At 62.6% G+C, this 24,405-nt stretch carries 26 protein-coding genes; 13 read left to right on the top strand and 13 right to left on the bottom strand.

The window, feature by feature from the left end:
• Nucleotides 1-11: 11 nt before the first annotated feature.
• Entirely contained in the window at nt 12-377 is a 366-nt protein-coding gene (locus IB249_RS03955) for a YbaN family protein (protein ID WP_192302845.1), read from the bottom strand.
• A gap of 40 nt (nt 378-417) precedes the next feature.
• Nucleotides 418-1,005 (bottom strand): YecA family protein, encoded by a 588-nt coding sequence (locus tag IB249_RS03950; protein WP_192302196.1) that lies wholly within the window; start codon nt 1,003-1,005, stop codon nt 418-420.
• A gap of 352 nt (nt 1,006-1,357) precedes the next feature.
• Between IB249_RS03950 and recQ the strand changes: the two genes are divergently transcribed.
• The 4 genes from recQ (at nt 1,358) to IB249_RS03930 (ending at nt 6,266) form a co-directional block, all read left to right on the top strand.
• Nucleotides 1,358-3,484 carry a DNA helicase RecQ gene (gene recQ / locus IB249_RS03945; RefSeq protein ID WP_192302195.1) on the top strand — a complete coding sequence of 709 codons (2,127 nt, stop codon included), beginning with the start codon at nt 1,358-1,360 and terminating at the stop codon, nt 3,482-3,484.
• A 129-nt stretch (nt 3,485-3,613) separates the two neighbouring features.
• Entirely contained in the window at nt 3,614-4,048 is a 435-nt protein-coding gene (locus IB249_RS03940) for a MarR family transcriptional regulator (protein WP_192302194.1), read from the top strand.
• Between the two features lie 127 nt (nt 4,049-4,175).
• Nucleotides 4,176-5,933, top strand: a complete 1,758-nt coding sequence (locus IB249_RS03935; protein WP_192302193.1) for a FimV/HubP family polar landmark protein — start codon at nt 4,176-4,178, stop codon at nt 5,931-5,933.
• Between the two features lie 45 nt (nt 5,934-5,978).
• Nucleotides 5,979-6,266 (top strand): SelT/SelW/SelH family protein, encoded by a 288-nt coding sequence (locus IB249_RS03930; protein WP_192302192.1) that lies wholly within the window; start codon nt 5,979-5,981, stop codon nt 6,264-6,266.
• On the opposite strand, the gene IB249_RS03925 is transcribed toward IB249_RS03930, so the two are convergent.
• Nucleotides 6,260-7,153, bottom strand: coding sequence for a DMT family transporter (locus IB249_RS03925; protein ID WP_192302191.1), 894 nt, complete (start codon nt 7,151-7,153; stop codon nt 6,260-6,262). The two genes, IB249_RS03930 and IB249_RS03925, sit on opposite strands and share 7 nt — an antisense overlap.
• Nucleotides 7,154-7,244: 91 nt before the next feature.
• Entirely contained in the window at nt 7,245-8,003 is a 759-nt protein-coding gene (locus tag IB249_RS03920; RefSeq protein WP_192302190.1) for a helix-turn-helix transcriptional regulator, read from the bottom strand.
• 135 nt (nt 8,004-8,138) lie between these two features.
• Here IB249_RS03920 and IB249_RS03915 point away from each other — a divergent pair, with 135 nt between their 5' ends.
• Nucleotides 8,139-8,954: a UDP-2,3-diacylglucosamine diphosphatase gene (locus tag IB249_RS03915; RefSeq protein ID WP_192302189.1), complete on the top strand. Its 816-nt coding sequence runs from the start codon at nt 8,139-8,141 to the stop codon at nt 8,952-8,954.
• A gap of 36 nt (nt 8,955-8,990) precedes the next feature.
• Here IB249_RS03915 and IB249_RS03910 read toward each other — a convergent pair whose 3' ends face one another.
• Complete coding sequence (locus IB249_RS03910) at nt 8,991-9,581, bottom strand: HD domain-containing protein (RefSeq protein WP_192302188.1); 591 nt, start codon at nt 9,579-9,581, stop codon at nt 8,991-8,993.
• Nucleotides 9,582-9,680: 99 nt separating this feature from the next.
• Nucleotides 9,681-9,992 (bottom strand): Mpo1-like protein, encoded by a 312-nt coding sequence (locus IB249_RS03905; protein WP_192302187.1) that lies wholly within the window; start codon nt 9,990-9,992, stop codon nt 9,681-9,683.
• Nucleotides 9,993-10,152: 160 nt separating this feature from the next.
• On the opposite strand from IB249_RS03905, the gene IB249_RS03900 reads away from it, so the two are divergent.
• A complete protein-coding gene (locus tag IB249_RS03900; protein WP_225606808.1) occupies nt 10,153-11,214 on the top strand; it encodes an AraC family transcriptional regulator in 1,062 nt (353 codons plus the stop codon).
• Here IB249_RS03900 and IB249_RS03895 read toward each other — a convergent pair.
• Nucleotides 11,171-12,625 carry a TrkH family potassium uptake protein gene (locus IB249_RS03895; RefSeq protein WP_192302186.1) on the bottom strand — a complete coding sequence of 485 codons (1,455 nt, stop codon included), beginning with the start codon at nt 12,623-12,625 and terminating at the stop codon, nt 11,171-11,173. The genes IB249_RS03900 and IB249_RS03895 overlap by 44 nt on opposite strands.
• A 121-nt stretch (nt 12,626-12,746) precedes the next feature.
• On the opposite strand from IB249_RS03895, the gene IB249_RS03890 reads away from it, so the two are divergent.
• A complete protein-coding gene (locus IB249_RS03890; RefSeq protein ID WP_192302185.1) occupies nt 12,747-13,313 on the top strand; it encodes an NAD(P)H nitroreductase in 567 nt (188 codons plus the stop codon).
• Nucleotides 13,314-13,361: 48 nt separating this feature from the next.
• On the opposite strand, the gene IB249_RS03885 is transcribed toward IB249_RS03890, so the two are convergent.
• The 6 genes from IB249_RS03885 to IB249_RS03860 form a co-directional block, all read right to left on the bottom strand.
• The gene (locus IB249_RS03885; protein ID WP_192302184.1) at nt 13,362-14,702 is read right to left on the bottom strand and encodes an ATP-binding protein; all 1,341 of its coding nucleotides are present in this window, start codon (nt 14,700-14,702) and stop codon (nt 13,362-13,364) included.
• A 167-nt stretch (nt 14,703-14,869) separates the two neighbouring features.
• A complete protein-coding gene (locus tag IB249_RS03880) occupies nt 14,870-15,319 on the bottom strand; it encodes a Spy/CpxP family protein refolding chaperone (protein ID WP_192302183.1) in 450 nt (149 codons plus the stop codon).
• Between the two features lie 189 nt (nt 15,320-15,508).
• Nucleotides 15,509-16,186 (bottom strand): response regulator transcription factor, encoded by a 678-nt coding sequence (locus IB249_RS03875; protein ID WP_192302182.1) that lies wholly within the window; start codon nt 16,184-16,186, stop codon nt 15,509-15,511.
• 7 nt (nt 16,187-16,193) lie between these two features.
• Nucleotides 16,194-16,607 (bottom strand): translation initiation factor 2, encoded by a 414-nt coding sequence (locus IB249_RS03870; RefSeq protein WP_192302181.1) that lies wholly within the window; start codon nt 16,605-16,607, stop codon nt 16,194-16,196.
• A gap of 110 nt (nt 16,608-16,717) precedes the next feature.
• Nucleotides 16,718-17,017 (bottom strand): YciI family protein, encoded by a 300-nt coding sequence (locus tag IB249_RS03865; protein ID WP_192302180.1) that lies wholly within the window; start codon nt 17,015-17,017, stop codon nt 16,718-16,720.
• A 1-nt stretch (nt 17,018) separates the two neighbouring features.
• Entirely contained in the window at nt 17,019-17,615 is a 597-nt protein-coding gene (locus tag IB249_RS03860; protein WP_192302179.1) for a septation protein A, read from the bottom strand.
• A gap of 87 nt (nt 17,616-17,702) precedes the next feature.
• On the opposite strand from IB249_RS03860, the gene IB249_RS03855 reads away from it, so the two are divergent.
• The 6 genes from IB249_RS03855 (at nt 17,703) to IB249_RS03830 (ending at nt 24,329) form a co-directional block, all read left to right on the top strand.
• Nucleotides 17,703-18,566, top strand: coding sequence for a PHP domain-containing protein (locus IB249_RS03855; protein ID WP_192302178.1), 864 nt, complete (start codon nt 17,703-17,705; stop codon nt 18,564-18,566).
• A gap of 13 nt (nt 18,567-18,579) precedes the next feature.
• Nucleotides 18,580-19,209, top strand: coding sequence for an L-threonylcarbamoyladenylate synthase (locus tag IB249_RS03850; RefSeq protein ID WP_192302177.1), 630 nt, complete (start codon nt 18,580-18,582; stop codon nt 19,207-19,209).
• Nucleotides 19,210-20,031 carry a segregation and condensation protein A gene (locus IB249_RS03845; protein ID WP_192302176.1) on the top strand — a complete coding sequence of 274 codons (822 nt, stop codon included), beginning with the start codon at nt 19,210-19,212 and terminating at the stop codon, nt 20,029-20,031.
• A gap of 11 nt (nt 20,032-20,042) precedes the next feature.
• Nucleotides 20,043-21,038, top strand: coding sequence for an SMC-Scp complex subunit ScpB (gene scpB, locus IB249_RS03840; RefSeq protein WP_192302175.1), 996 nt, complete (start codon nt 20,043-20,045; stop codon nt 21,036-21,038).
• Nucleotides 21,039-21,346: 308 nt separating this feature from the next.
• Entirely contained in the window at nt 21,347-22,558 is a 1,212-nt protein-coding gene (gene rluB / locus IB249_RS03835) for a 23S rRNA pseudouridine(2605) synthase RluB (RefSeq protein ID WP_192302174.1), read from the top strand.
• 355 nt (nt 22,559-22,913) lie between these two features.
• The gene (locus tag IB249_RS03830) at nt 22,914-24,329 is read left to right on the top strand and encodes an amino acid permease (protein WP_192302173.1); all 1,416 of its coding nucleotides are present in this window, start codon (nt 22,914-22,916) and stop codon (nt 24,327-24,329) included.
• The last annotated feature ends 76 nt before the right edge of the window (nt 24,330-24,405 follow it).

The raw sequence follows: 24,405 nt of genomic DNA, 5'->3' as shown, positions 1-24,405 counted from the left end.
TAGAGGGGATTTCAGGGCTTGTGCAGGGTCTTCTGCCGCAGGATGTACACCGTCACCAGGACCGCACTCGTCAGCATGAAACCCCGGGCCCAGGGCATTGGCACCAGGTAGCAGGAAAACAGGATGCTGATCCACATCAGGCCGATGGCGTAGACCTTGCCCTTGAGTGGAATGCCGTTACCGTCGAGGTAGTCGCGAATCCACGGACCCAGCCGTGGATGCTCCACCAGCCAGTTGTAGAAGCGGGGCGAGCTGCGGGCGAAGCAGGCGGCCGCCAGCAGCAGGAACGGCGTGGTGGGCAACACCGGCAGGAAGATCCCGATCACCCCCAGCGCTACGCTGAGCCAGCCGACGGCCAGCAGCACGTAGCGCAACATCAGGGGCCGGTTGCCTATGGGGTTGTCCACAGGCAGAACCTTAGTGGTGACGGGGCTTGAGGATCGCCGGTTTTTCGTCTGGCGCGTTGCACAGCAGGTACAGCGCGGTCAGGGCTTCGGGGATCTGCACGATCATGTCGTCCATCAGGTTGGCATCGGCGGCGATGTCGGAAAACTCGGGCTGCTCGTCGAACAGGCCGGAACCGACCATGATTGGCAGGAGCATTTCGCTGACTTCCTCTTCGGCGGTTTCGAACCAGGCCGCCTCGCGCAGGAACACGCCTTCCATGAAGCCGATGCACCAGCCGCGCAGGTCCGAGTCGTCCGGGTCGTCGCCCAGGTCCAGCTCGCAGGGCAGTTCGAATTCTTCGTCGGACGCCAGTTGACGGGCAATGTGCGCCTTGAGGGCCAGCAGGGTGGATTCGATCGCTTCACGCTCGGTGTCGTCGGCGTAATGCGGCTCTTCGGCGAACAGGGCATCGATCCATTCACGGTCGGGAACCTGTTCGGAACAGATCGACAGGGCCGTGAGGTAGCCATGTGCGGCCACGTAGTCCAGCGCCTCGTCATGCAGTTCATCGGCGTCGAGGAAGACTTGCAGGCGGGTTAGTTGCTCAGCGAAGGACATTAAAGGACTACCTTGGGAATTAAACAGATGCGGGAATTCTAGGCCTTCTTGAGCACACAGGCCAGCCGCGCGGCATATTTGCCCCACAACACCGCAATCGTCGTGGGAGCGAGCCTGCTTGCGGTCGTGGCAGACCCGTCGCCATCCAACCCAGGTATTGAATGGTGTCGCTCTTCTCAGCGGCGCCCCTTGCAGGGAAGGCCTCGGGTATACTCCCGCGTTTTGTGATGCCCCTGCAGGCAGAGCGGCTGGAATGTGAAGCGTCATGCAATGCGCACTGACCATTTGTCTGTGCGCCGTGGCGGTTCTGCACCAGCCTTGCAGGGATGTTTTGGTGATTTTTGGAGTTTTTATGCTCGAACAGGCTCAACGCGTCCTCAAGGACATCTTCGGCTACGACAGTTTCCGTGGCCGTCAGGGTGCAATCATTGAGCGCGTAGCCAGCGGCGGCGACGCCCTGGTGCTGATGCCTACCGGTGGCGGCAAGTCCCTGTGCTTCCAGGTCCCGGCGCTGTTGCGCGAAGGCCTGGCGGTGGTGGTGTCGCCGCTGATCGCGCTGATGGACGATCAGGTGGCGACCCTCGAAGAACTGGGGGTGGCAGCCGCCTCGTTGAACTCCACCCTGAGCGCCGAGCAGCAACGCGACCTCGCCGCGCGGATCAAGCGAGGTGAGGTGAAGATGCTCTACCTCGCCCCCGAACGCCTGGTCCAGCCGCGCATGCTGGCCTTCCTGCAAAGCCTGGAAATCGCCCTGTTTGCCATCGACGAGGCGCACTGCGTGTCGCAATGGGGCCACGATTTCCGCCGCGAATACCTGCAATTGGGGCAACTGGCGGAGTTGTTTCCCCATGTCCCGCGGATTGCCCTGACGGCCACGGCCGACAAGCGCACCCGCGAGGAAATCGTCGAGCGCCTGCACCTGCAGAACGCCGAACGTTTTCTCTCCAGCTTCGACCGGCCGAACATTTTCTACCGCATCGTGCCCAAGGAGCAGCCGCGCAAGCAGTTGCTGGCGTTCCTCGCCGAGCGCCGCAGTGACGCCGGCATTGTCTATTGCCTGTCGCGCAAGAAAGTCGACGAAGTGGCGGTGTTCCTCAGCGAGCAGGGCTTTCCAGCGTTGCCGTATCACGCGGGCCTGGCCAACGAAACCCGGTCCGAACACCAGAGGCGTTTCCTCAACGAGGAAGGCCTGATCATGGTCGCCACGGTGGCGTTCGGCATGGGCATCGACAAGCCCAACGTGCGTTTCGTCGCGCACCTGGACCTGCCCAAATCCCTTGAAGCCTACTACCAGGAAACCGGGCGCGGCGGCCGTGACGGTTTGCCGGCGGACGCCTGGATGGCCTACGGCCTGCAAGACGTGGTGATGCTCAAGCAGATGCTGCAGAACTCCGAAGGCGACGAGCGTCACAAGCGTCTGGAGCAGCACAAGCTCGACGCGATGCTCTCGCTTTGCGAGGAGACCCGCTGCCGCCGTCAGACGTTGCTGGCCTACTTCGACGAAGACATGCCCCAGCCGTGCGGCCACTGTGACAACTGCGTCGATGGCGTGCAGACCTGGGACGCCACCGAGCCGGCGCGTCAGGCCCTGTCGGCGATCTATCGCACCGGTCAGCGCTACGGCGTCGGTCATCTGGTGGACGTGTTGCTGGGCAAGGACAACGAAAAGATCCGTAGCTTCGGTCATCAGCATCTGTCGGTGTTCGGTGTCGGCAAGGCGCTGGGCGAAAGCGAGTGGCGTTCCCTGTTCCGGCAACTGGTGGCGCGAGGCCTGGCCGACATCGATCTTGAGGGTTACGGCGGCCTGCGCCTGAGTGACAGTTGCCGACCGCTGCTCAAGGGTGAAGTGACCCTGGAACTGCGCCGTGACCTCAAGCCGCAAACCACGGCGAAAAGCAGCAAGAGCCAGGCGAGCCAGCTGGTGCGCGGCGAAGAGCGCGAGCAATGGGAAGCCCTGCGCGCCCTGCGCCGCAAGCTCGCCGAAGAGCACGGTGTGCCGCCCTACGTCATTTTCCCCGATTCGACGCTGTTGGAAATGCTGCGCAGCCAGCCCACTTCGCTGGCGGAAATGGCTCGGGTCAGCGGCGTCGGCGCGCGCAAGCTGGAGCGCTACGGCGAAGCCTTCCTCGAAGTGCTCGGCGGTCAGGTCGAGGCGCCGAAAGTGGTGGCCGATGTGCGTCACGAACTGATCACGCTCGCCCGGGCCGGCATGACACCGTTGCAGATTGCCGGCCAGCTTCAGTGTTCGGAAAAAAACGTCTACACCCTGCTCGCCGAAGCCATTGGCAAGCAGCAGTTGTCGCTGGAGCAGGCCCTGGACCTCCCCGAGGACCTGATGGGGGAGGTGCAGGATGCGTTTCTCGACGGCGAGGGCGAATTACCACCGGTGGCAGAGATTGCCGCGCTGTTCGCCGGGCGCGTGCCTGAGGGTGTGTTGTATTGCGTCAGGGCGGCGCTGCAATCGGAATTCGAGATCTGATACGCAATTCCCGATCACGGTGTGCTGATGTAACGATTCAGTACAGAGCAAACCTTGCCTCCAGCCAAAGGCCATGCTTAGCTGACTAATAATTAGTTTTATCTATTTCAGTTTAATCATGAGTGTTTTATGCCGTTAACCGATCAACACCGCTTTGGCATGCAACTGGCCCAGATGTCCCGCGGCTGGCGGGCCGAACTGGACCGCCGTCTGGCCGGCCTGGGTTTGTCCCAGGCGCGCTGGCTGGTGCTGCTGCACCTGGCCCGTTTCGACGCCGCGCCGACCCAACGGGAGCTGGCGCAAAGCGTCGGCGTCGAAGGGCCGACCCTGGCCCGACTGCTCGACAGCCTGGAAAGCCAGGGGCTCGTTCAACGCCAGTCTGTGGTGGAAGACCGCCGGGCGAAAAAAATTGTCCTCTGCGCCCCGGCCCGTCCCCTGATCGAACAGATCGAAACCATCGCCACCCAGTTGCGTCACGAACTGTTTCAGGGGGTCGACGAAGCCGACCTGAAGGTGTGCATGCGGGTTCACGGGCACATCCTGGCCAACCTGGAAAAATCCTGAGGCAAAACCGGGTGTCATCTTTTTGAGATACCCCGCCCAGCAGACTATAAAGAACTAGTAGGCAATATCGTGTTCGTACCGGATACGCGATCACGCGCAGTTGGTTCTGGTTATCTAAGGGATGCTCATGCTCGAGAGTTGGCACGTAGTACTGCGAGGGTGCGCCAGGTTGCTGCTGGCCGGTGGAGTGGTGGCTTACTCGTCATTGGCGTCCGCGCTGGGGCTGGGGGAAATCACCGTGCATTCGGCGTTGAATCAGCCGTTTCGTGCCGATATCGCCCTGGAAGATGCGGCGGGCCTGGAGGAGGGCGACCTGTCCGTCAGCCTGGCGACGGCCGACGAATTCAGCCGCGCCGGTGTCGAACGGGTGTTCTTTCTCAATGACCTGAAGTTCACCCCGATCCTGCGCGGTAACCGCAGCCTGGTCCGGGTCAGTTCCAGCAAGGTGGTCAACGAACCCTTCCTGGAATTTCTCGTGCAACTCAATCAGCCCAACGGGCGTGTGGTGCGCGAATACACGGTGCTGATCGACCCTCCGGGTACACCGGGCATCGTGCCGGTGGCCGAGGAACCGGCCACCGGCTCCACGAATTCGCCATTCCCGAGCGTCACCCCGGCCACCACTGCGCGGCCCGCCGCGAAAAAACCTGTCCCAACCCCGACCCCACCGCCCGCCGTCCCGGCCACCGAGCCTGCGGCCGAGCAATTGGCCGCCAGCGTGCTGCAAAACCAGCAACTGCAAACAACCGTCGATGAGCTGAGCGCGAAACTGCAGGGCCAGGACCAACAGATCGCCGAGCAGAAAAAACAGATCACCGAACTGCAGACCCGGTTGGCGGAAGTCAAGCCGGCGCCGACGCCAGTGGCCGTACCGGAAACGGTGGCGCCGGCGCCTGTCGCGGTTCAGGAGCCCGAGGGCGTCAATTGGCTGCTGATCGCCGGTTTGCTGGTGTTGCTCGGCCTGTTGGTGATGGTGTGGTTCGTGCGTCGCAGGCGTCAGTTAGGCCAGGCATTGCCCGAACAAGGGCCTGTTCCGCCGACGCTTGATGACGGGGTGCCTGAAGCGATTTTCCAACCGGTGCAGCAGACCGCGTTGTTCAAGCCCGCTCAGGAGCATCATGACGACGCACCGACCGGCGATGTGCTGGAAGGCGTGAGCTTGTACCTGACCTACGGGCGGTTTTCCGAGGCCGCGGGACTGTTGCGCGATGCCCTGGCCAAGGAGCCGCAACGGACGGACCTTGCCGTGCAATTGCTCGAAGTGCTGGGCAAGCAGGGCGACGAAGCCGCCTACGATGCCCAGGAAAACAAGTTGCGCGAGGCCGGGTTCGATGCTCAGCAGCTTCAGGACCTGCGTGCCCGTTTCCCGAAACTGAGCCAATCGGCGGCGCCAGTGGCGCCGGCGGCAGCGCTTGCCGTCACACCTCCAGCGGCCGAACAGCCGGCCAGCGATGAGTTCCAGTTGAACCTGGAGGCGCTGTCGATGGATTCGAGTTGGGATCTGGTCAGCCCGTTCGAGAGCGACACGCCCCCGGAAAAAACGCCGGGCCCCGCACTCGCTTCCAACCTGCACATGCTGCCGCTCGAACGCCCGGAAGAGCCGACCCTGGGAGAGCCCGAGCTGGAGTGGATCGCCGACCCCGATGCCCAGGCGCTGGACGACGATTTTCTCGATGGCTTCAGTGATGAAGGCCCCTCGCTCGAACTTGAACCCCTGGACCTCGGGCCGGCGGAGGCGAGCAATGCCGACAAACTGGAGCAGGCCCAGACCTGCATCGATGATGGCGATCTGGAGAGTGCCGTCGAGCTGCTCAACGAGTTGCTCCGGGAGGCTGACGAACCCCTCAGGCAAACCGCACGGACGCTGTTGGCCGGTATTCGCTGAGCCTCTATCATGGCGGCGCCCCCTGGCTCAGGAGTCTGCCCCGTCATGAACATGCAAAAACCGGAAATCGTCATCACCTATTGCACGCAATGCCAATGGCTGTTGCGTGCCGCCTGGTTGGCGCAGGAACTGCTCAGCACCTTTGGCGACGACCTGGGCAAGGTGTCGCTGGTGCCGGGCACGGGCGGGGTGTTTCACATCGCTTGCAACGACGTGCAGATCTGGGAGCGCAAGGCTGACGGCGGTTTCCCGGAAGCCAAGGTGCTCAAGCAGCGGGTCCGTGACCAGATTGACCCGGACCGCGACCTCGGACACAACGACCGCACTCAGTGAGACGTGACTTCGGCCGCCACGGCTTTGCTGCTCGAGCCGCCTGAAAGTCGGCTGGACACCACAATCGCGACGATGATCAAGGCGCCGCCGACCAGCATGCGCAGCGTCGGGTTTTCGTTGAACAGCAGCCAGGCCACGGTGATGCCGTACACCGGCTCCATGGCGAACACCACGGCGGCGGTGCGGGCCTTGATCACCGCGAGGCTGGCAACGAACAGGCTGTGCGCGAGGCCGGTGCAGAATAGCCCAAGCAAACTGATCCATAGCCAGTCGATGGCGCGCACGTCACCCAGTTGAGGGGCGGCCACCGGCAGCATGCACAGCGCGACCACCACGTTCTGGCACAGCGCCGCCTGTACCGGCGGAACGGCGGCGGAGCCGGCGCGGTTGGTCAGTGACAGCAGCGAAAACAACAGGCCGGAAGCCACTGCCCACAGCAGCCCGGTGGTGGCGCCACTGGCGAGGTCGAAATCCGGCGTGACCAGCACCAGCCCGATACTCACCAGCACCACCAGAACGATCTCGTTGGCGCGAATGCGCTCGCGGAAAATCAGCCCCTCCAGGATCACGGTGAACGCGGGGAAACTGGCGAAGCCCAGGGTGGCAATGGCGACACCGGCCACTTTTACCGCGATGAAAAAACTGACCCAGTGCCCGGCCAGCAGCACGCCACCGAGCAGCAGGCGTCGCCCGTCCACGGCGCGCAGTTTTTGCCAGCGCGTCTGGCTGGCAAAACGCGAGAAAACGAACAGCGCGAGCACGGCGAAGGCGGCGCGACCGAAGACGATGACGGCCGGTGAAGCGGCGGCGAGTTTGCCGAACACGCCGGTCAGGCCAAACATCAGGGCGCCGATGTGCAAGGCGCCAAGGGCGGTACGGGGAGTCATTGCGATCCTTGATAAACGTAGAGCGTGGCCAAAACCACAGTGGCGATATTTAACCCCGGTCCGGCCCGCCATGTCTGTCGCCAAACTACTGTCATTTGTTGCCAGACTCGCGTCGCAGGGTGCCCGGCGAAGCACCGAACTCACGCAGCACCGCCGCTGAAAAGGCGCTTTGCGAAGCGTAGCCAACCCGGTTGGCAATCTCGCCAATGGGCAGGGCCGAGGTGCGCAACAGGTTCACGGCCATGTGCAGGCGGCGGCTACGGATGTAGTCCATGGGGGTCTGCCCGCACTCGGCGACGAATCGCGCATGCAGCCGGGCGCTGGACAGGCCGGTGATGCGCGCAAGGTCAGCCACTTGCAGTGGATAGGCGGCGTGCTCGTCGATATGGGCATTGAGCGCGGCGTAGGGCAGGCGCCGTCCGCCGCTGACCTCGGGTTCGCTCCTGTTGAGGCTGGCCAGCAACAGCACCGCGCCCTGCTGGGCAATCAGCGGATCGCTGACGGGGCTGCTCGCCAGCCAGTTGACCAGCTGATTCTGCCCGGCATCCAGCGGCAGGCGCCCGCTGTGGTCAAGCAGGCGACGGCTGGCATCGGCATGATCGCCCAGGCACTGCGTCACCCACTCATCGCCGGGTACATCCAGCACCAGGCAGCGGCTGCCGTCGCGGCTGCCGCAGGCATGGTGGAAACCGGAAGGAACCACCACGAAACTCTGCTGAACCACCTGGCTGCCACGCCCGTCGACTTCGAAATCCAGCGCGCCCGACAGCCCGAACACCAGTTGCGCGTGGTCGTGGCTGTGGACGATCAGGTCATGTGTGTAGTGGCGCAGCGTGAGGATCGGTCTCATCGCGGGTCTCCCGAACAAGGCCGACAGTCTACACCCGGGTCGTGCCGGCGTGCTGTCACGGGACTGACTCGCGGTTGTCATGGGCCATTAACCCGACCGGCGCAAGCTTGCAAAAACAATCGCAGAGGGTTGCCCATGACCAGCGCCGAGCTCGCCAAACCCAGTCGCAAGCAACGTGTGCGAACCTTGTGGATTTCCGATGTGCACCTGGGCACTCGGGATTGCCAGGCCGAACACCTGTCACAGTTTCTCAAACGCTATCACGCGGACCGGATCTACCTGGTCGGCGACATCATTGACGGCTGGAAACTGCGCGGCGGCATGTACTGGCCCCAGGCACACACCAACGTGATCCGGCGCCTGTTGACCATGAGCAAGCGCGGCACCGAAGTGATCTACGTCACCGGCAACCACGACGAATTCCTGCGCCGTTATTCGAAGCTGATCCTGGGCAACATCCAACTGGTGGACGAAGCGGTGCACGTGACCGCCGATGGCCGCCATCTGCTGGTGATTCACGGCGATCAGTTCGATGTGATCACCCGCTACCACCGCTGGCTGGCGTTTCTCGGCGACTCGGCCTATGAGTTCACCCTGACCCTCAATCGTTGGCTCAATCACTGGCGCGCGCGTTATGGCTACGGCTATTGGTCACTGTCGGCGTACCTCAAGCACAAGGTCAAGACCGCGGTCAATTTCATCAGCGATTTCGAGGAAGCCATCGCCCACGAATGCGTCAAGCGTGAGTTGCACGGTGTGGTGTGCGGGCACATTCACCACGCCGAGATTCGCAAGGTCGGTGAGGTGGACTACCTCAATTGTGGCGACTGGGTGGAGTCCTGTACGGCCCTGATCGAGCACTGGGATGGGTCGATCGAGCTGTACCGGCTGGCGGATGCCCAGGCGCGGGAGGCGGAGTCGAAGGGGCTGAAGGTCGCGGAGCCGGCCTAGAACGAGTTGTCTGGGCGGGCCCCGTCGCGAGATCTTTCAGGCCGGTGCATACGCCTGCATCGCCGCCTTGTAGATCGAGTTTTTCGGCTGCGCAAACACACGCTCCATCATCGGCTCGAAGAAACTCAGCGGCAGCGTGTCGTAGGCCGGGTCAAACGCGGCGGCGTCGTAGCGGGCGCAGAATTCGATGGTCGCCTGGTACTGCGGATGATCGCGGAATTGCTCGCGCAGATGCCGATCCATGCCCAGGTGATGGAAGAAATAATAGCCCTGGAAAATCCCGTGCTTCTCCACCATCCACAAATTGTCGGCACTGACGAACGGCTTGAGGATCGCCGCCGCGATGTCCGGATGGTTGTAGGAGCCCAGGGTGTCGCCGATGTCGTGGAGCAGGGCGCAGACCACGTATTCTTCATCGCGACCGTCGCGCCAGGCCCGGCTGGCGGTTTGCAGGGAGTGGGTCAGGCGATCCACCGGGAACCCGCCGAAATCACCCTCCAGCAGCTTCAGGTGCGCCAGGATCCGCGTCGGCAGCTGCCTGGCGTAGGCACTGAAGTCCGCAGCGATGATCGCCCAGTCTTCCTGCGTGCCGTCCTGCATGTGGGTGAAACGGGCATTGGCATTCATCGGTCATCCTCTTGTTCTTGTCGACAGGGATTTTTTCAGTCTAGAACCTGCCATCGCCTGCGCACTGGCCGGGCAGGACGCTTCGCTGGCCCAGCGGGCCTAGAACGGCACGCGGCCCAGCAGCATGTCGCGGTACATGACGAAATCGCCGAGCAGGCTGTAGAACGGATGCTGGAAGGTCGCCGGCCGGTTCTTTTCGAAGAAGAAATGCCCGACCCAGGCGAAGCTGTAGCCGGCCACCGGCAGGGCCAGCAGCCATGACCAGGCCCCGTTGCCGATGCTCAGGGCGATGATCAGAAAAACCAGCGTCGTGCCGATAAAGTGCAATCGTCGGCATGTACGGTTGCTGTGTTCACTGAGGTAATAGGGGTAAAACTCAGCGAAGCTATTGAAACGCCTGATGTTTTCCACGACTGCGCTCTCTGTGGTTATTGTTATGACTGCAAGTTGTTCTGCGGGGAGCCTATTTGAGTCTAGAGTGATCATTGGCATCAGCCAGTGACAATAGGCGCCACTTTAGTATCCTTCGGAAATTGGCCGTGGCATGCGGCTCACCATGTAAGTAAACGCCATGAGTGAACGAACGACTTCTTCAAGCTGGGCGATGGGGATTGTCAAGGCACTGGAAATGGACGGCCTGGACTGCCGGGTTCTGTTCAAGCAGCTGGGGCTCGACTACGCGTTGCTGGATGATCCGGATGCGCGCTTCCCGCAAGACTCCATGACTCGACTGTGGCAGCGCGCCGTCGAGCTGTCCGGCAACCCGGCGATCGGCCTGAACATGGGCAAGGTGGTGCGACCGGCATCCTTCCATGTGGCCGGCTACGCCCTGATGTCCAGCCAGACCCTGGCCGAAGGCTTCAAGCGGCTGGTGCGTTATCAACGCATCATCGCCGAAAGCGCCGACCTGAGTTTCCGCCTGCTGGACGAAGGTTATGCGCTGATTCTGACGGTCCACGGCGACCACCTGCCGCCGACCCGGCAGAGTGCCGAGGCGTCGCTGGCATGCGCGCTGGCCTTGTGCGGCTGGTTGACCGGGCGGACGCTGCAACCGCGCAAGGTGCTGGTGCAGGGCGAAGAACCCGCCGATCTCGAACCTTATAAACAGGCGTTCCACGCACCGTTGATGTTCAACGCGCCGTATGACGCGCTGATCTTCGAGCGCGCCGACATGGAAGCGCCGCTGCCCACCGCCAACGAGGCCATGGCGCTGCTGCATGATCGCTTCGCCGGGGAATACCTGGCGCGGTTTTCCGAGAGTCGCGTGACCCACAAGGCCCGCCAGGTGCTGTGCCGACTGCTGCCCCAGGGTGAGCCCAAGCGCGACGCCGTGGCGCAAACGCTGCACCTGTCACAACGGACATTGCAGCGACGCCTGCAGGAAGAGGGCACCAGTTTTCAGACATTGCTCGACGACACTCGGCGCGAACTGGCCGAGCAGTACCTCGCGCAGCCGACCATGACCTTGCTTGAAATCGCCTACCTGCTGGGTTTTGCCGACCCGAGCAATTTCTTCCGCGCCTTTCGCCGCTGGTTCGATGCCACACCCGGCGAGTACCGGGTGCGGCTGATGGAGGCGCCGAACCGGGTCAGTGACGCCAGAACGCCGGAATACACAGAACGAACACCGTAATGATCTCCAGTCGGCCGAGCAGCATGCCGAACGAGAGAATCCACTTGGCCGCATCCGGCAGGCTGGCGAAGTTGCCCGCCGGGCCGATGGTTTCGCCCAGCCCCGGGCCGACGCCGGACACGGTGCTGGCCGCGCCGGTCAGGGCCGTCATCCAGTCGACGCCGAGCAGCGACAGCAGCAGCGCAATCACGCAGATGGTGATGGCGAAGAAGAACGAGAAGGTCAGGATCGAGCGCACGATCTCTTCGTCGAGACGGTGGCCGTTGTACTTCTGCTTGATCACCGCGCGCGGGTGAATCAGCTGGTTAAGGTTGGCCTTGAGCAGGATGTAGGCCACCTGGAAGCGGAAAATCTTGATCCCGCCCGCGGTCGAGCCCGAACAGCCGCCGACAAAACCCAGGTAAAAGAACAGCATCAACGAGAAGTTGCCCCAGAGGCTGTAGTCCCCCAGCGCAAAACCGGTGGTGGTGACCACCGAGGTCACGTTCAGCGCCACGTGCCGCAACGCCTCCAGCCAGTGCAGCTGGGTCGTCCACCAGTACCAGGTGCCGAGCACCAGCCAAGTGACCAGCAGCATGCCGAGCAGCCCCTGGACCTGTTGATCCTTGATCAGGGCCTTGCGATTGCCGCGCAGGGTCGCCACGTACAGGGTGAACGGCAGGCTGCCGAGAATCATGATGACGATGGCCACCCAGTGCACCGCCGGTTGCGTCCACTTGGCCAGTGACAGGTCGGAGGTGGAGAACCCTCCGGTGGAAATGGCCGACATCGCATGGTTGATCGCATCGAACGGGCTCATGCCTGCCCACCAGAACGCCAGGCTGCCGAGAATGGTGATGCCGACATAGGCCGCCACGATCAACCGCGCCACCATGTGCGAGCGGGGCATGACTTTTTCCGAACGGTCCGAGGACTCGGTCTGGAACAGGCGCATGCCACCGATGCGCAGCAACGGCAGGATCGCGACCGCCATGCCGATAAAGCCGATGCCGCCGATCCAGTGCAGCAGCGAGCGCCACATCAGGATGCCGGGCGACATGTCGTCCAGATGGTTGAGCACCGTTGAGCCGGTGGCCGTGATCCCCGACATGCTCTCGAAGAACGAGTCGGTGTAGCTGATGTGCTGGGTCAGCAGGAATGGCAGCGCAGCAAAGATGCACACCACCAGCCAGCTGCTGACCGTCAGCAGGTACATGTCCCGCGGGCGCAGGTGCACATGCTCGGGACGACCGGGGATGACCAGGGCGAGCCCCGCCAGGAACGTGATCATGCTGGACCAGAGGAACGATGGCATGTCGCTGGTGCGTTCGAAAATCACCAGGGTGGCCATGGGCACGACCATGGCGATCGCCAGCGTGATCAGGAAGAGGCCGATGATGAAACCAATGGTTCGTAAAGTCGGCAACGCCATGAAGTCCGCTCGGGCTGAAAGTGGGGAGGGCGCCATTCTACCCATGGGGCAGGGCATGTAAACCGGCACCGCCGGACGCTTACCGCTAGAATAGCCGGACAATTTTTTCAGGAGGTGGCCGATGCAGGCTCTCGACGCGTTGCTCAACCGTGTTTCCGTCCCACGATTGCTTGATCCGGCCCCGACCGCCGAACAGCGTGAAGTGCTGTTCAACGCGGCAATGCGTGCGCCGGACCACGGCCACTTGCAGCCGTGGCGCTTCCTCACCGTCGAGGGCGCAGCACGGGAACAGATGGGCGAATTGCTGGCCGAAGCGGCGAAATTGCACGACAGCGAGGTATCGGAAGCGGCGCTGGACAAGGCGCGTAACGGGCCGCTGCGGGCACCGCTGGTGGTGGTGGTCATCGCGCGGGTGCAGGATCACGTCAAGTATCCGAAGTCCGAGCAACTGCTGGCGGCGGGGTGTGCGGCGCACGGGATTTTGCTGGCGGCGTACGCCCAGGGAATCGGCGCAGTCTGGCGCACCGGTGAGCTGGCCTACTCGCCCCATGTGGCCAAGGGCCTGGGCCTGGCGGAAGGGGAGGAGGTGATTGCCTTCCTGTACCTCGGTACACCGCAGAAGGAACCGCGGGTGGCGGAGAAGGTGGATCTGGCGGAGTTTGTCAGCGCCTGGCCGGGCAAGGCCTGACCCCCGCTGTACGAATGTGGGAGCGAGCAGGCTCGCTCCCACAAGTGGTCAGGACTGGACGACGGCCCCCGGCACCAACGGCAACTCCAGGCTGGCAATGAACCCGCCGTCGGGATGATTGGCCAGCACCAGGCTACCCCCATGCCGCTCCGCCGCGCGGCGGGCGATGGCCAACCCCAGGCCGTGCCCTGGCGCGGTTTGCCCGGGAGCCCGGTAAAACGGCTCGCCCAACTGGTTCAGGTGTTCGGCGTCCACGCCGGGGCCATGGTCGCGCACCCGAACCACAATCCGCTCGCCCTGACGCAGTGCCTGTAATTCGATCGATTGCCCGACCGGATTGAACCGCTGGGCGTTGCGCAGCAGGTTGTCCACGGCGCGCTCGATCATCGTCGGCCAGCCTCTGAGGTTGAGGTTCGCTTCGGCGTCCAGCTCGACAGACTGTTCCGGCGACCCCAGTTGTGCGTCCTTTTGCAGGGTATTGAGCAGCGCATTCAGATCGACCTCTTCAGCGCTGGCATTGTCGGCGTCCACCCGTGCCAGCACCAGGATTTCGCTGATCAATGCCTCGAGCCGGTCACATTCGCGGGTCAGGCGTGGCCAGAGTCTTTCCCGTTCCTCGGGGCTGGCCCGCTCGGCCAGTGCCAGCGCAATGCGCAGCCGGGCAAGGGGCGAGCGCAATTCGTGGGAAACGTCACGCAACAGTTGTCGCTGACTGCCGATCAGGCTTTGCAGGCGCGCGCCCATGCGGTTGAAGTCGTTGGCCAGCACGCCGAATTCATCGCGACGGTTGGCCAGTTTCACCAGGCTGTTCTGTTGGTAGGTGGTTTGCCCCAGGTCATGCACCGCGCCGCGCAGGCGGCTCAGTGGACGGGTGATGGACAAGGTCACCAACAGGCTGAACAGCGTCAGCACCACCAGGGCGATGCCCAGTGCGCTGAGTGGCCAGAGCAGGCTTTCGCGGTGCCACGCGTCCAGTTCCGGGTGGGGGATGCGGTAGATCAGCAGGTAGGTGTCGCCGGTCTTGGCGCTGGTGTATTCATCGGTCAGACGGCGCCAGGGCAGGCGCCGGTCATCGTTGTTCTGGCGCGCTTCAAAGGCTGCGGCGCGGCGCGGAAAGGTGCCGCGAACGACCGGGTCGCCGCTTTCGTTGAGCACCTGGACGTCAATGTGGTACTGGCGTTTGCGCTGTTCGAGGATGTCCTGGGCCGCTTCCTCGCCCTGGGCTTCGTAGGTTTGCGTCCACTCTTCGGCCAGGGTGTTGAGACCCGGATGCCGGCTGAGAATCCAGGCATCCTGATTGAGCATGTGCCCGAGCAGGATGGACAGCCCTGCAACCAGGGTGATGGCCAGCCAGAAGCTGGCCAGGATTCGCCAGAACAGTGAACGCACAGAAAGCCCTCGAACTTACACAGTCCATGTGGAGCGAGCCTGCTCGCGATGGCGGTGGGTCAGTAAAACGTTGTCGACTGACACTCCATCATCGCGAGCAGGCTCGCTCCCACATTTTTAATGTCAACGAACCCGACGGGTTCAGCCGCCGGGTTCGGATTAGCGCATTATTGCGCTTTTTGCGGTTGTTGCGCTTTCCAGGCCTTGAATTCAGCCCATTCGGCACGGCGTTCCGCCTGTTTCTTCTGGATCTCGTCGAATTTCTTCTGTTGATCCGGTTTCAGCAGCGCCCGTACATCCGCTTCGGCTTTCTTGTGGTTGGCCGCCATCTCGTCCTTCATGGCCTTCTGGTCTGCTGGCGAGAGTTTCTCCAGGTACTTGTCGACGACCTGCTTACGCTCGTGCATCTGTTCGCCCATGATCTTGCGGATCTGCTCGCGTTGCTCGCGGCTCAGGTCCAGTTGGCTGTACGGGCCTTTGCCGCGCATCTCGTGCATCTGGCCACCGTGGCGTGGGCCGTCCAGCGGGCCACCCATCGGGCCGGTGCCTTCAGGCATGGCCATGGCAACGGTGGGCAGGGCCGCAGCGAACATCAGGGCGATAAGAGTCTTGCGCATGGTGAATCTCCTTGTCTCGTTCCCGGTACGTTCCGGATGAGTTCAGATTACGGAGTTCAAGGTCAGCGGCGGTCAGCGGAGCGTAAAGCTTGGGTAAAGACTGTTTTGAGCCGTTCTTACAAACGCCGGCCCCTCGTTGACGTCCATCGCGAGCACGCTCGCGCTTGCAAGCGTTTCGCCGATGACCGCTCAGAGACTGTAGTAATAACCCCGGCTGCGCAGGGCGACGATGCGGGGGCGACCGTCGGGGTGGGGGCCGATTTTCTTGCGCAGGTTGCTGACGTGCATGTCCAGGCTGCGGTCGTACAGGGTCAGCTTGCGGCCGAGGGCGATCTGCGCCAGTTCCTGCTTGTCCAGTGGCTCGCCGGGCTGCTTGAGCAAGGCTTCGAGCAAACGGCTTTCGGACACGGTGAGGGTGAATTCCTGTTCATCGATGCTGACCACGCCGCGCACCGGGCTGAAACACAAGTCTCCCAGTTCGAGCTGACTGGACACCGCCGCCGGATGGCTGCGGCGCAACACCGCGCGCAGACGGGCGGTCAGTTCCCGTGGATCGCAGGGTTTGGCCAGGTAATCGTCGGCGCCCAGTTCCAGACCCAGGATGCGGTCCAGCGGTTCGCCGCGGGCAGAAAGCATCAGCACCGGCAAGTCCGGGTGGTCGCTGCGCAATTGCTTGAGCAGTTCAAGGCCGCTGCCGTCGGGCAGCATCACGTCCAGCACCACGGCGGCGGGGGACGTTTCGGCCAGTGCCCGGCGGGCGCTCTGGCCATCGTGGCAGGCACGCACCAGGAAGCCTTCCTGGCTCAGCCAACTGACCAGCAGCTCACACAGCTCCTGATCGTCATCAATTAATAACAGCTCGCTCATGACTCACTCAATTTAGCCATTGTCGACGTTTGCGACTTGCACCACTGGCGAAGATACCGCAGAGCAGGGCCAATAGCGCAACTCCCGCACCGATCACGAACCATTGCTGCTGGTCGGTGAGAAAATGCTGAAGCGGGCTGCCGGCCTGGGCTTCCTTGAGTTGCAGCTTCAATCGCTGGTTCTCTTGGCGCAAGCGGCCCAGCTGGGCGCTTTCACGTTCGGCATCGGCATTCTGCAGTTGTTTGCTCAACTCTTCCCGTTGCTGTTCGCTTGCCTTCAAGCGTTGCTGCAACTCGGTGATCTGGGCGCCGGCGCTCAAGGACAGAGGCGTCGAGTGGCTGCCCTCGGTGCTTTCTTCACCATGGACGGGTGCCACCATCGACAACGTGACCAACATCAGACACAACGGACCTTTGCGCATGGCAACTCCTGAATTCCAATCGAGTATTGGGCAGGTTGTCGGCAGGCAAACGAGAATAATGAGCGATTGAGAGCGCGATGAACCGAGAAGGTTCATCGCGGCGGGAGATGTTAAGGCAGGACTTGCTTGAACGGCTTGACGGTCACGTTGGCGTAGACGCCCGCGGCGACGTACGGGTCGGCGTCGGCCCAGGCCTGCGCGGCGCTCAGGGAATCGAATTGCGCGACGATCAGGCTGCCGGTGAAACCCGCCGCGCCTGGATCGTTGCTGTCGACGGCCGGATGCGGACCGGCCAACACGATGCGGCCTTCGCCCTTGAGCGCCTGCAGGCGCTCGAGGTGTGCAGGCCGTGCGGCCAGGCGGGCTTCCAGGGAGTTGGCGACGTCTGTGGCAATGATTGCGTAAAGCATGTCAGTCCTCGGTTTTTGGCGTGGTGGTCTCGGCGTCGTGCAGATGGCGCGACAGATAAATGCCCTGGGCGACCAGGAACAGCACCGTCATGCCCAGGCTGCCGAAGACCTTGAAGTCGACCCAGTAGTCCTGGAACGTGAACGCGACGAACAGGTTGGCCGCGCCGCAGAACAGGAAAAACGCGATCCAGGCGATGTTCAGGCGTGTCCAGATCAGGTCGGGCAGGGTCAGTGCGTGGCCCATGATGCGCTTGATCAGCAACTGGTCGCCGATGAAGTGGCTGCCGATGAACGCCAGGGCAAACAGCCAGTTGACCACCGGGGCTTTCCATTTCAGGAAGGTCTCGCTGTGGAACGCCAGGGTCAGGCTGCCGAAGACCAGGCAGGCGATGAGGGTCAGCCACTGGCTCTTCTCCAGCTTGCGCTGCTTGATGAAGAGCGTGCCGTAGACCACCAGAGAGCTGATGATCAGCATCGCGGTGGCACTGTAGATACCGCCTACCGTCACCTGATGGCCGGCGATGTCGACGACCCGGGGGTCTATCTTGAACACGATGAAAAACAGCAGGAGCGGGATGAAATCGATGAATTGTTTCACAGTGGCAGCCAGAAGCAGGATGTGGCGGCATAATAACAAACATATGGGCGCGCGATAGCGCCAGCTGATTTGAGGTCAAGTATCCCCGTGAACGTCGATTTGCACTGCCATAGCACCGCCTCCGATGGTGCGCTCGCGCCCGCTGCCCTGGTGGCGCGCGCGCATGAGAAAGGCGTGCAAGTGCTGGCGCTGACCGATCACGACACCGTCGAAGGCCTTGAAGAGGCCCGCAGCGCAGCAACGGCGCTGGGGATGCAACTGGTCAACGGCGTCGAATTGTCCTGCACCTGGGGTGGCGCGACCATTCATGTGCTGGGCTACGGATTTGATGTGACGGCGCCACCGCTGGTCGAGGCCATCGCCCGATTGCACGATGGTCGCTGGCTGCGGTCTGAAGAAATAAGCCGCAAGCTGGCGCTCAAGGGCATGCCGGGTGCGCTGGAAGGCGCACGCGCCATTCAGCAGGCTCTGGGTGACAGCGGCAACGCGCCGGCCCGGCCGCACTTCGCGGACTGGATGGTGCGTGAAGGGTTCGTCAGGGACCGTGCCGAGGCGTTCCGCAAATGGCTCGGGGCCGGCAAGCTGGGAGACGTCAAGCAACACTGGCCGAGCCTGGAAGAGACCGTCGAGACCCTGCGGGCATCGGATGCCTGGGTCAGCCTGGCGCATCCCTGGCATTACGATTTCACCCGCAGCAAGCGTCGTCGGCTGATTTCTGACTATATTCAAGCGGGAGGCCAGGCGATCGAAGTGGTCAATGGCTATCAGCCCGCCGAGCAAGTGGGCAGCCTGGCCATTCTGGCCCGCGAATTTGGCCTGCTGGTCAGTGCCGGCAGTGATTTTCATGGTCCTGGAGGCTGGTCCGAGATCGGTGAATACCGTCCGCTCCCGGAGGATCTGCCGCCACTGTGGTGTCGGTTCAAACATGACCCAATTATTGCCGCCGTCTGAACAGGTAGAGAATGTGAGTCAATTTTTCCAGATTCATCCGGAAAACCCGCAGGCGCGTCTGATCAAACAGGCTGTCGAGATCATCCGCAAGGGCGGGGTGGTGATTTATCCCACTGACTCGTCCTACGCCATTGGTTGCCAGATCGGCGACAAGGTTGCCGTGGAGCGTGTGCGTCGGTTGAGAGGCCTCGACGACAAGCACAATTTTGCGCTGATCTGCAGCGATCTTTCGCAACTCGGGCTGTTCGCCAAGATCGATACCGGCACCTTCCGCCTGCTCAAGGCGCATTTGCCGGGGCCCTACACCTTTATTCTCAACGCCACCCGCGAAGTCCCGCGCCTGTTGCTGCACCCGAAAAAGCGCACCATCGGCCTGCGGGTACCCAGCCATCCGATCGCCCTGGCGTTACTGGAAGAGCTCGGCGAGCCGCTGATGAGCGTTACGCTGATCATGCCCGGCGACACCGATCCGCTGAGCGACCCCTACGAAATGCGCCAGTTGCTGGAGCACCAGGTGGACCTGATCATCGACGGCGGTTTCGGCGGGATCAAGGCCTCCACCGTGATCAACCTCGCGGACGGCGAGCCGGAAGTGATTCGCGTCGGTTGCGGCGACCCCTCGCCGTTCATGGCCGAGGCCTAGATGTCCGCCGTGGAACCCGTTGTCGACAGTCAGGCCGGCGCCCAGCAGGAGCTGCCCTTCGCCATGGTCTATGGCCAGGCGGTCCTGGAAATGCCGCTGGACCTGTACATCCCGCCGGATGCGCTCGAGGTGTTTCTCGAAGCCTTCGAAGGCCCGCTCGACCTGCTGCTGTACCTGATCCGCAAGCAGAACATCAACATCCTCGACATCCCGGTGGCGGAAATCACCCGCCAGTACATGGGGTATGTCGAGCTGATGCAGTCGGTGCGCCTGGAGCTGGCCGCCGAGTACCTGGTCATGGCCGCGATGCTGGCCGAAATCAAATCGCGGATGCTGTTGCCCCGGGCCGAAACCGTCGAAGAGGAAGAAGACGACCCGCGCGCCGAATTGATCCGCCGCCTGCAGGAATACGAACGCTTCAAGAACGCCGCCGAAGGCATCGACGGCCTGAGTCGCGTCGGCCGCGATGTGGTCGTGCCCAAGCTCGACGCTCCGGAGGCCCGGGCGCGCAAGTTGCTGCCCGACGTCAGCCTGGAGGAATTGCTGATGTCCATGGCCGAGGTCCTGCGCCGTGGCGATATGTTCGAAAGCCATCAGGTCAGCCGCGAGGCACTGTCCACCCGCGAACGCATGAGCGATGTGCTGGAGCGCCTCAAGGGCGGTGGTTTCGTGCCTTTTATCGAGCTTTTTACCGCCGAAGAAGGACGTTTGGGGGTGGTGGTGACCTTTATGGCCATCCTTGAACTGGTCAAGGAATCTTTGGTCGAGCTGGTGCAGAATGAGCCGTTCGCGGCGATCCACGTGCGAGCCCGAGCCGAATAACGAGTTGAATCATGAACCTGACTGAACCCCGCGAGCTGGCGCCACTGCTTGAAGCCTTTCTGTTGGCCTCGGGAAAACCGCAATCGCTTGAACGCCTGTTCGAACTGTTCGAAGAAGGCGAGCGGCCCGAGCCCCCCGTGTTCAAGAAGGCACTGACCCTGCTCGCCAAGTCCTGTGACGGCCGTGCCTTTGAATTGAAGGAAGTGGCGTCCGGTTATCGCCTGCAGATTCGCGAAAAATTCTCGCCCTGGGTGGGCCGCTTGTGGGAAGAGCGGCCGCAGCGCTACTCCCGCGCCATGCTCGAAACCATGGCCTTGATCGCCTATCGCCAACCCATCACCCGTGGCGAGATCGAAGACGTGCGGGGCGTGGCGGTCAACAGCCACATCGTCAAGACGCTGCTGGAGCGTGAGTGGATTCGCATCGTCGGCTACCGCGACGTGCCCGGTAAACCGGCGATGTTTGCCACGACCAAGGCGTTTCTCGACCACTTCAACCTGAAAAACCTCGACGACTTGCCGCCGCTCGCGGACCTGCGTGAGCTGGAACCCGACCCGGTGCTCGACTTCGATGACGCACCGGTGCCCGCCGGCTTGCAGGCGCTGGCGGATGCCAGCGCCGAACAGGAGGAGCCACGGGAGGAAACCAGTTTCCACACGCTGTTGCTGGAACTGGACAGCATGGAAGAGGGGCTCAAGACCGATTTTGACGACGTGTTGCGCGATGGCGAGGTGCCTGGAGCTGATTCGCCTGATGTTCAGCCGCAAGCCGACGGCGTGCAGATCGAGCCTGAGGCTGAAGTCGAGCCCGAATCCGAACTCGAATCCGAATCCGAACCCGAGCCGGAGCAGGACGACGATATTCTCGGCGTTGCCGAGGCCCGGGAAAAACTCCTGGCGGCCGTCGCGGCCCTGGAGCAGCCCAAGCCTGAACTCAGCGATGAGGAAGCCGAAGCACTGGCGCTGGCCGAAGCCATCGAAGCCGAACGCCGCGAGTTCGAGGACTGACGACAAGCTCCGGGATCACCGACAGTCGGTGTGAGAGCGAGCCTGCTCGCGATAGCGGTGAGGCAGTCACCGGAATGTTGAATCAGCATCCGTCATCGCGAGCAGGCTCGCTCCCGCAGTGGATCATCCAGATTCAGTGCTGCCGGCCAGCGGAAAAGCCATTGATCGTGCCTGGATCAACTACTCTCTGATGCGCAAACGCTTGCATGAGCGTATGATTCGCGACCCTTCGGCGATCCCTTCGCCCAGGCCACAGGTTTACAACACTTCAGGCCCAGCCTGAACAGACCACACCGGGAGGTGCCCAGATGAGTATCAACGACCAGAACGACGACCAGCCAATCGGCCCAGCAGGCGAAAAACTGCAGAAAGTCCTCGCCCGTATCGGCGTCGGCTCGCGCCGTGACGTGGAGGCGTGGATCAGCCACGGCCGGATCAAGGTCAATGGCAAAGATGCCACCTTGGGTCAACGTGTCGATATGCACGACGCCATCACCATCGATGGCAAGGTGATCAAGCGCGAAGAGGCTGCCGAATCGGTCCGCCGCGTGATCATGTACAACAAGCCCGATGGCGAGATCTGCACCCGCGTCGATCCGGAAGGTCGTCCGACCGTGTTCGACAAGCTGCCGCGTCCGAAAGAAGGGCGCTGGATCAACATCGGCCGCCTGGACATCAACACCACCGGCCTGCTGATGTTCACCACCGACGGTGAACTGGCCAACCGCCTGATGCACCCGTCTTTCGAGATGGACCGTGAGTACGCCGTGCGTGTGCGCGGTGAAGTCGATGACGAAATGATCGAGCGCCTGAAGGCGGGTGTCGTCCTCGAAGACGGTCCGGCGCGTTTCACCGACATTCAGCAGGCACCCGGTGGCGAAGGGTTCAACCACTGGTACCACTGCGTGGTGATGGAAGGTCGCAACCGCGAAGTGCGTCGCCTGTGGGAATCCCAGGGCCTGGTGGTCAGCCGCCTGAAGCGCGTGCGTTTCGGCCCGGTGTTCCTCAATTCCGACCTGCCGATGGGCCGCTGGCGCGAAATGAGCCAGTACGAAGTCGACATCCTCAGTGCCGAAGTGGGCCTGACGCCGGTGGCGATGCCGCAACTGAACGCCAAGAGCAAGGACAAGCTGGAGCGGATGCAGCGTAAATCGTCGCGGCCGATGGCCAGGACCGAGCGCGTGCGCACCCTGCGTCCGGCGGCGGACGGGCCTGCCGCCCCGCGCGCCGGCCGCGAGCCACAGCTGGAAGGCGAACGTGCGGGTCGCAAGCCGGTCGCGCGTCAGGAAGGCGAACGTGGCCCTCGTACGCCACGTCCGGCCAATGGCCGTACCGAGCGTGGCGAAGCTCGCGGTACGCCGGTCGCCGACCGTCCGGTCGAGACCAGGCGCCCGGCCAAGCCGGCGCCTAAGCGTCCGGGGATCAAGCTGGTGGACGGCGATGCGCCGTCCGGCAAGCGTCGTGGCGGACCGGCCGGTTCGGGCCAGCGTCCGGGCTTTGGCCGTCGCAAGCCGGAGTGATCGCCAGCGCCACATGAAAAACGCCAACCTTCGGGTTGGCGTTTTTTTTGCGGGTTTTTTGTTCTCGGGGCCCCCTTGCGCGGGCATAGCGGCCCCAACAATCGCTGACTCGGAATCAGGCCCGGACAATCCCCGCAACACTGCGTTGATCAGACGGTGTCTGGCGGCAAGGGGGCAGGCGTGTACAATGCGCCCCGTTTTACCTGTGACCTCCTGCGCAGCTGCGCAACCCTCAAGGCTACCCGCTTTGTTCACTCCGCCACGTCACAAGCGTGTCGGGTTCGATTTCGTCGCAGATAAAAACAAACAGGTGACGCATGACCGTTGTAAATACGCTGAACGTGGGACCCTTTTCATGAGCGGACAAAACTCGCATTCAGGCGAGCTGAAACGCGGCCTGAAAAATCGTCATATTCAACTGATCGCCCTCGGTGGCGCGATCGGTACCGGCCTGTTTCTCGGCTCGGCCGGCGTACTGAAATCCGCTGGCCCGTCGATGATTCTCGGCTATGCCATCTGTGGTTTCATTGCGTTCATGATCATGCGCCAGCTCGGTGAAATGATCGTCGAAGAACCGGTGGCCGGCTCCTTCAGCCACTTTGCCCACCAGTACTGGGGTGGGTTCGCCGGGTTTCTGTCGGGCTGGAACTGCTGGATCCTGTACATCCTGGTGGGCATGTCGGAGCTGACCGCTGTCGGCAAATACATTCATTACTGGGCGCCGGACATCCCGACCTGGGTCACGGCGGCCGGATTTTTCGTGCTGATCAACCTGATCAACCTGGCCAACGTCAAAATCTTCGGCGAAGCCGAGTTCTGGTTCGCCATCATCAAGGTCGTGGCGATCATCGGCATGATTGCCCTGGGCAGCTATCTGCTGGTCAGCGGTAACGGCGGTCCGCAAGCGTCGGTGAGCAACCTGTGGGCCCACGGCGGATTTTTCCCCAACGGCGTTGGCGGCCTGGTGATGGCCATGGCGATCATCATGTTCTCCTTCGGTGGCCTGGAAATGCTCGGTTTCACCGCAGCCGAGGCGGACAAGCCGAGAACCGTGATCCCCAAGGCCATCAACCAGGTGATCTACCGGATCCTGATTTTCTACATCGGCGCCTTGGTCATCCTGCTGTCGCTGACGCCCTGGGACACCTTGCTGACCACGCTCAACGCTTCCGGCGACTCCTACAGCGGCAGCCCGTTCGTGCAGGTGTTCTCGATGCTCGGCAGCAACACCGCCGCGCACATCCTCAATTTCGTGGTCCTCACCGCAGCGTTGTCGGTGTACAACAGCGGCACGTACTGCAACAGCCGTATGCTCCTGGGCATGGCCGAGCAGGGTGATGCGCCCAAGGCCCTGGCGAAGATCGACAAGCGCGGTGTGCCGGTGCGTTCGATCCTGGCGTCGGCCGCGGTGACGCTGATCGCGGTGTTGCTGAACTACCTGATTCCGCAAAACGCCCTGGAGTTGCTGATGTCGCTGGTGGTGGCGACCCTGGTGATCAACTGGGCGATGATCAGCTTCTCGCACTTCAAGTTCCGTCAGCACATGGACAAGACCGGGCAGACGCCGCTGTTCAAGGCGCTGTGGTATCCCTACGGCAACTACATCTGCCTGGCGTTCGTGCTGTTCATCCTGGGCGTGATGCTGCTGATCCCGGGCATCCGGATCTCCGTGTATGCGATCCCGGTGTGGGTGGTCTTCATGTGGGTGTGCTACTGGATCAAGAACAAGCGCAGTGCGCAGCAGCGCGTGGGTGTGGCTGAAGCGAAGTAATCAACGTCGCGGTCACAACAAACCCGGCTTCGTGCCGGGTTTGTCATTTTCAAGCGTATGCAAAACCTTTGGGGGA

The sequence above is a fragment of the Pseudomonas sp. PDM04 genome (assembly GCF_014851765.1).
Lineage (GTDB): Bacteria > Pseudomonadota > Gammaproteobacteria > Pseudomonadales > Pseudomonadaceae > Aquipseudomonas.
This window is presented reverse-complemented; position numbering and strand designations above follow the sequence as displayed.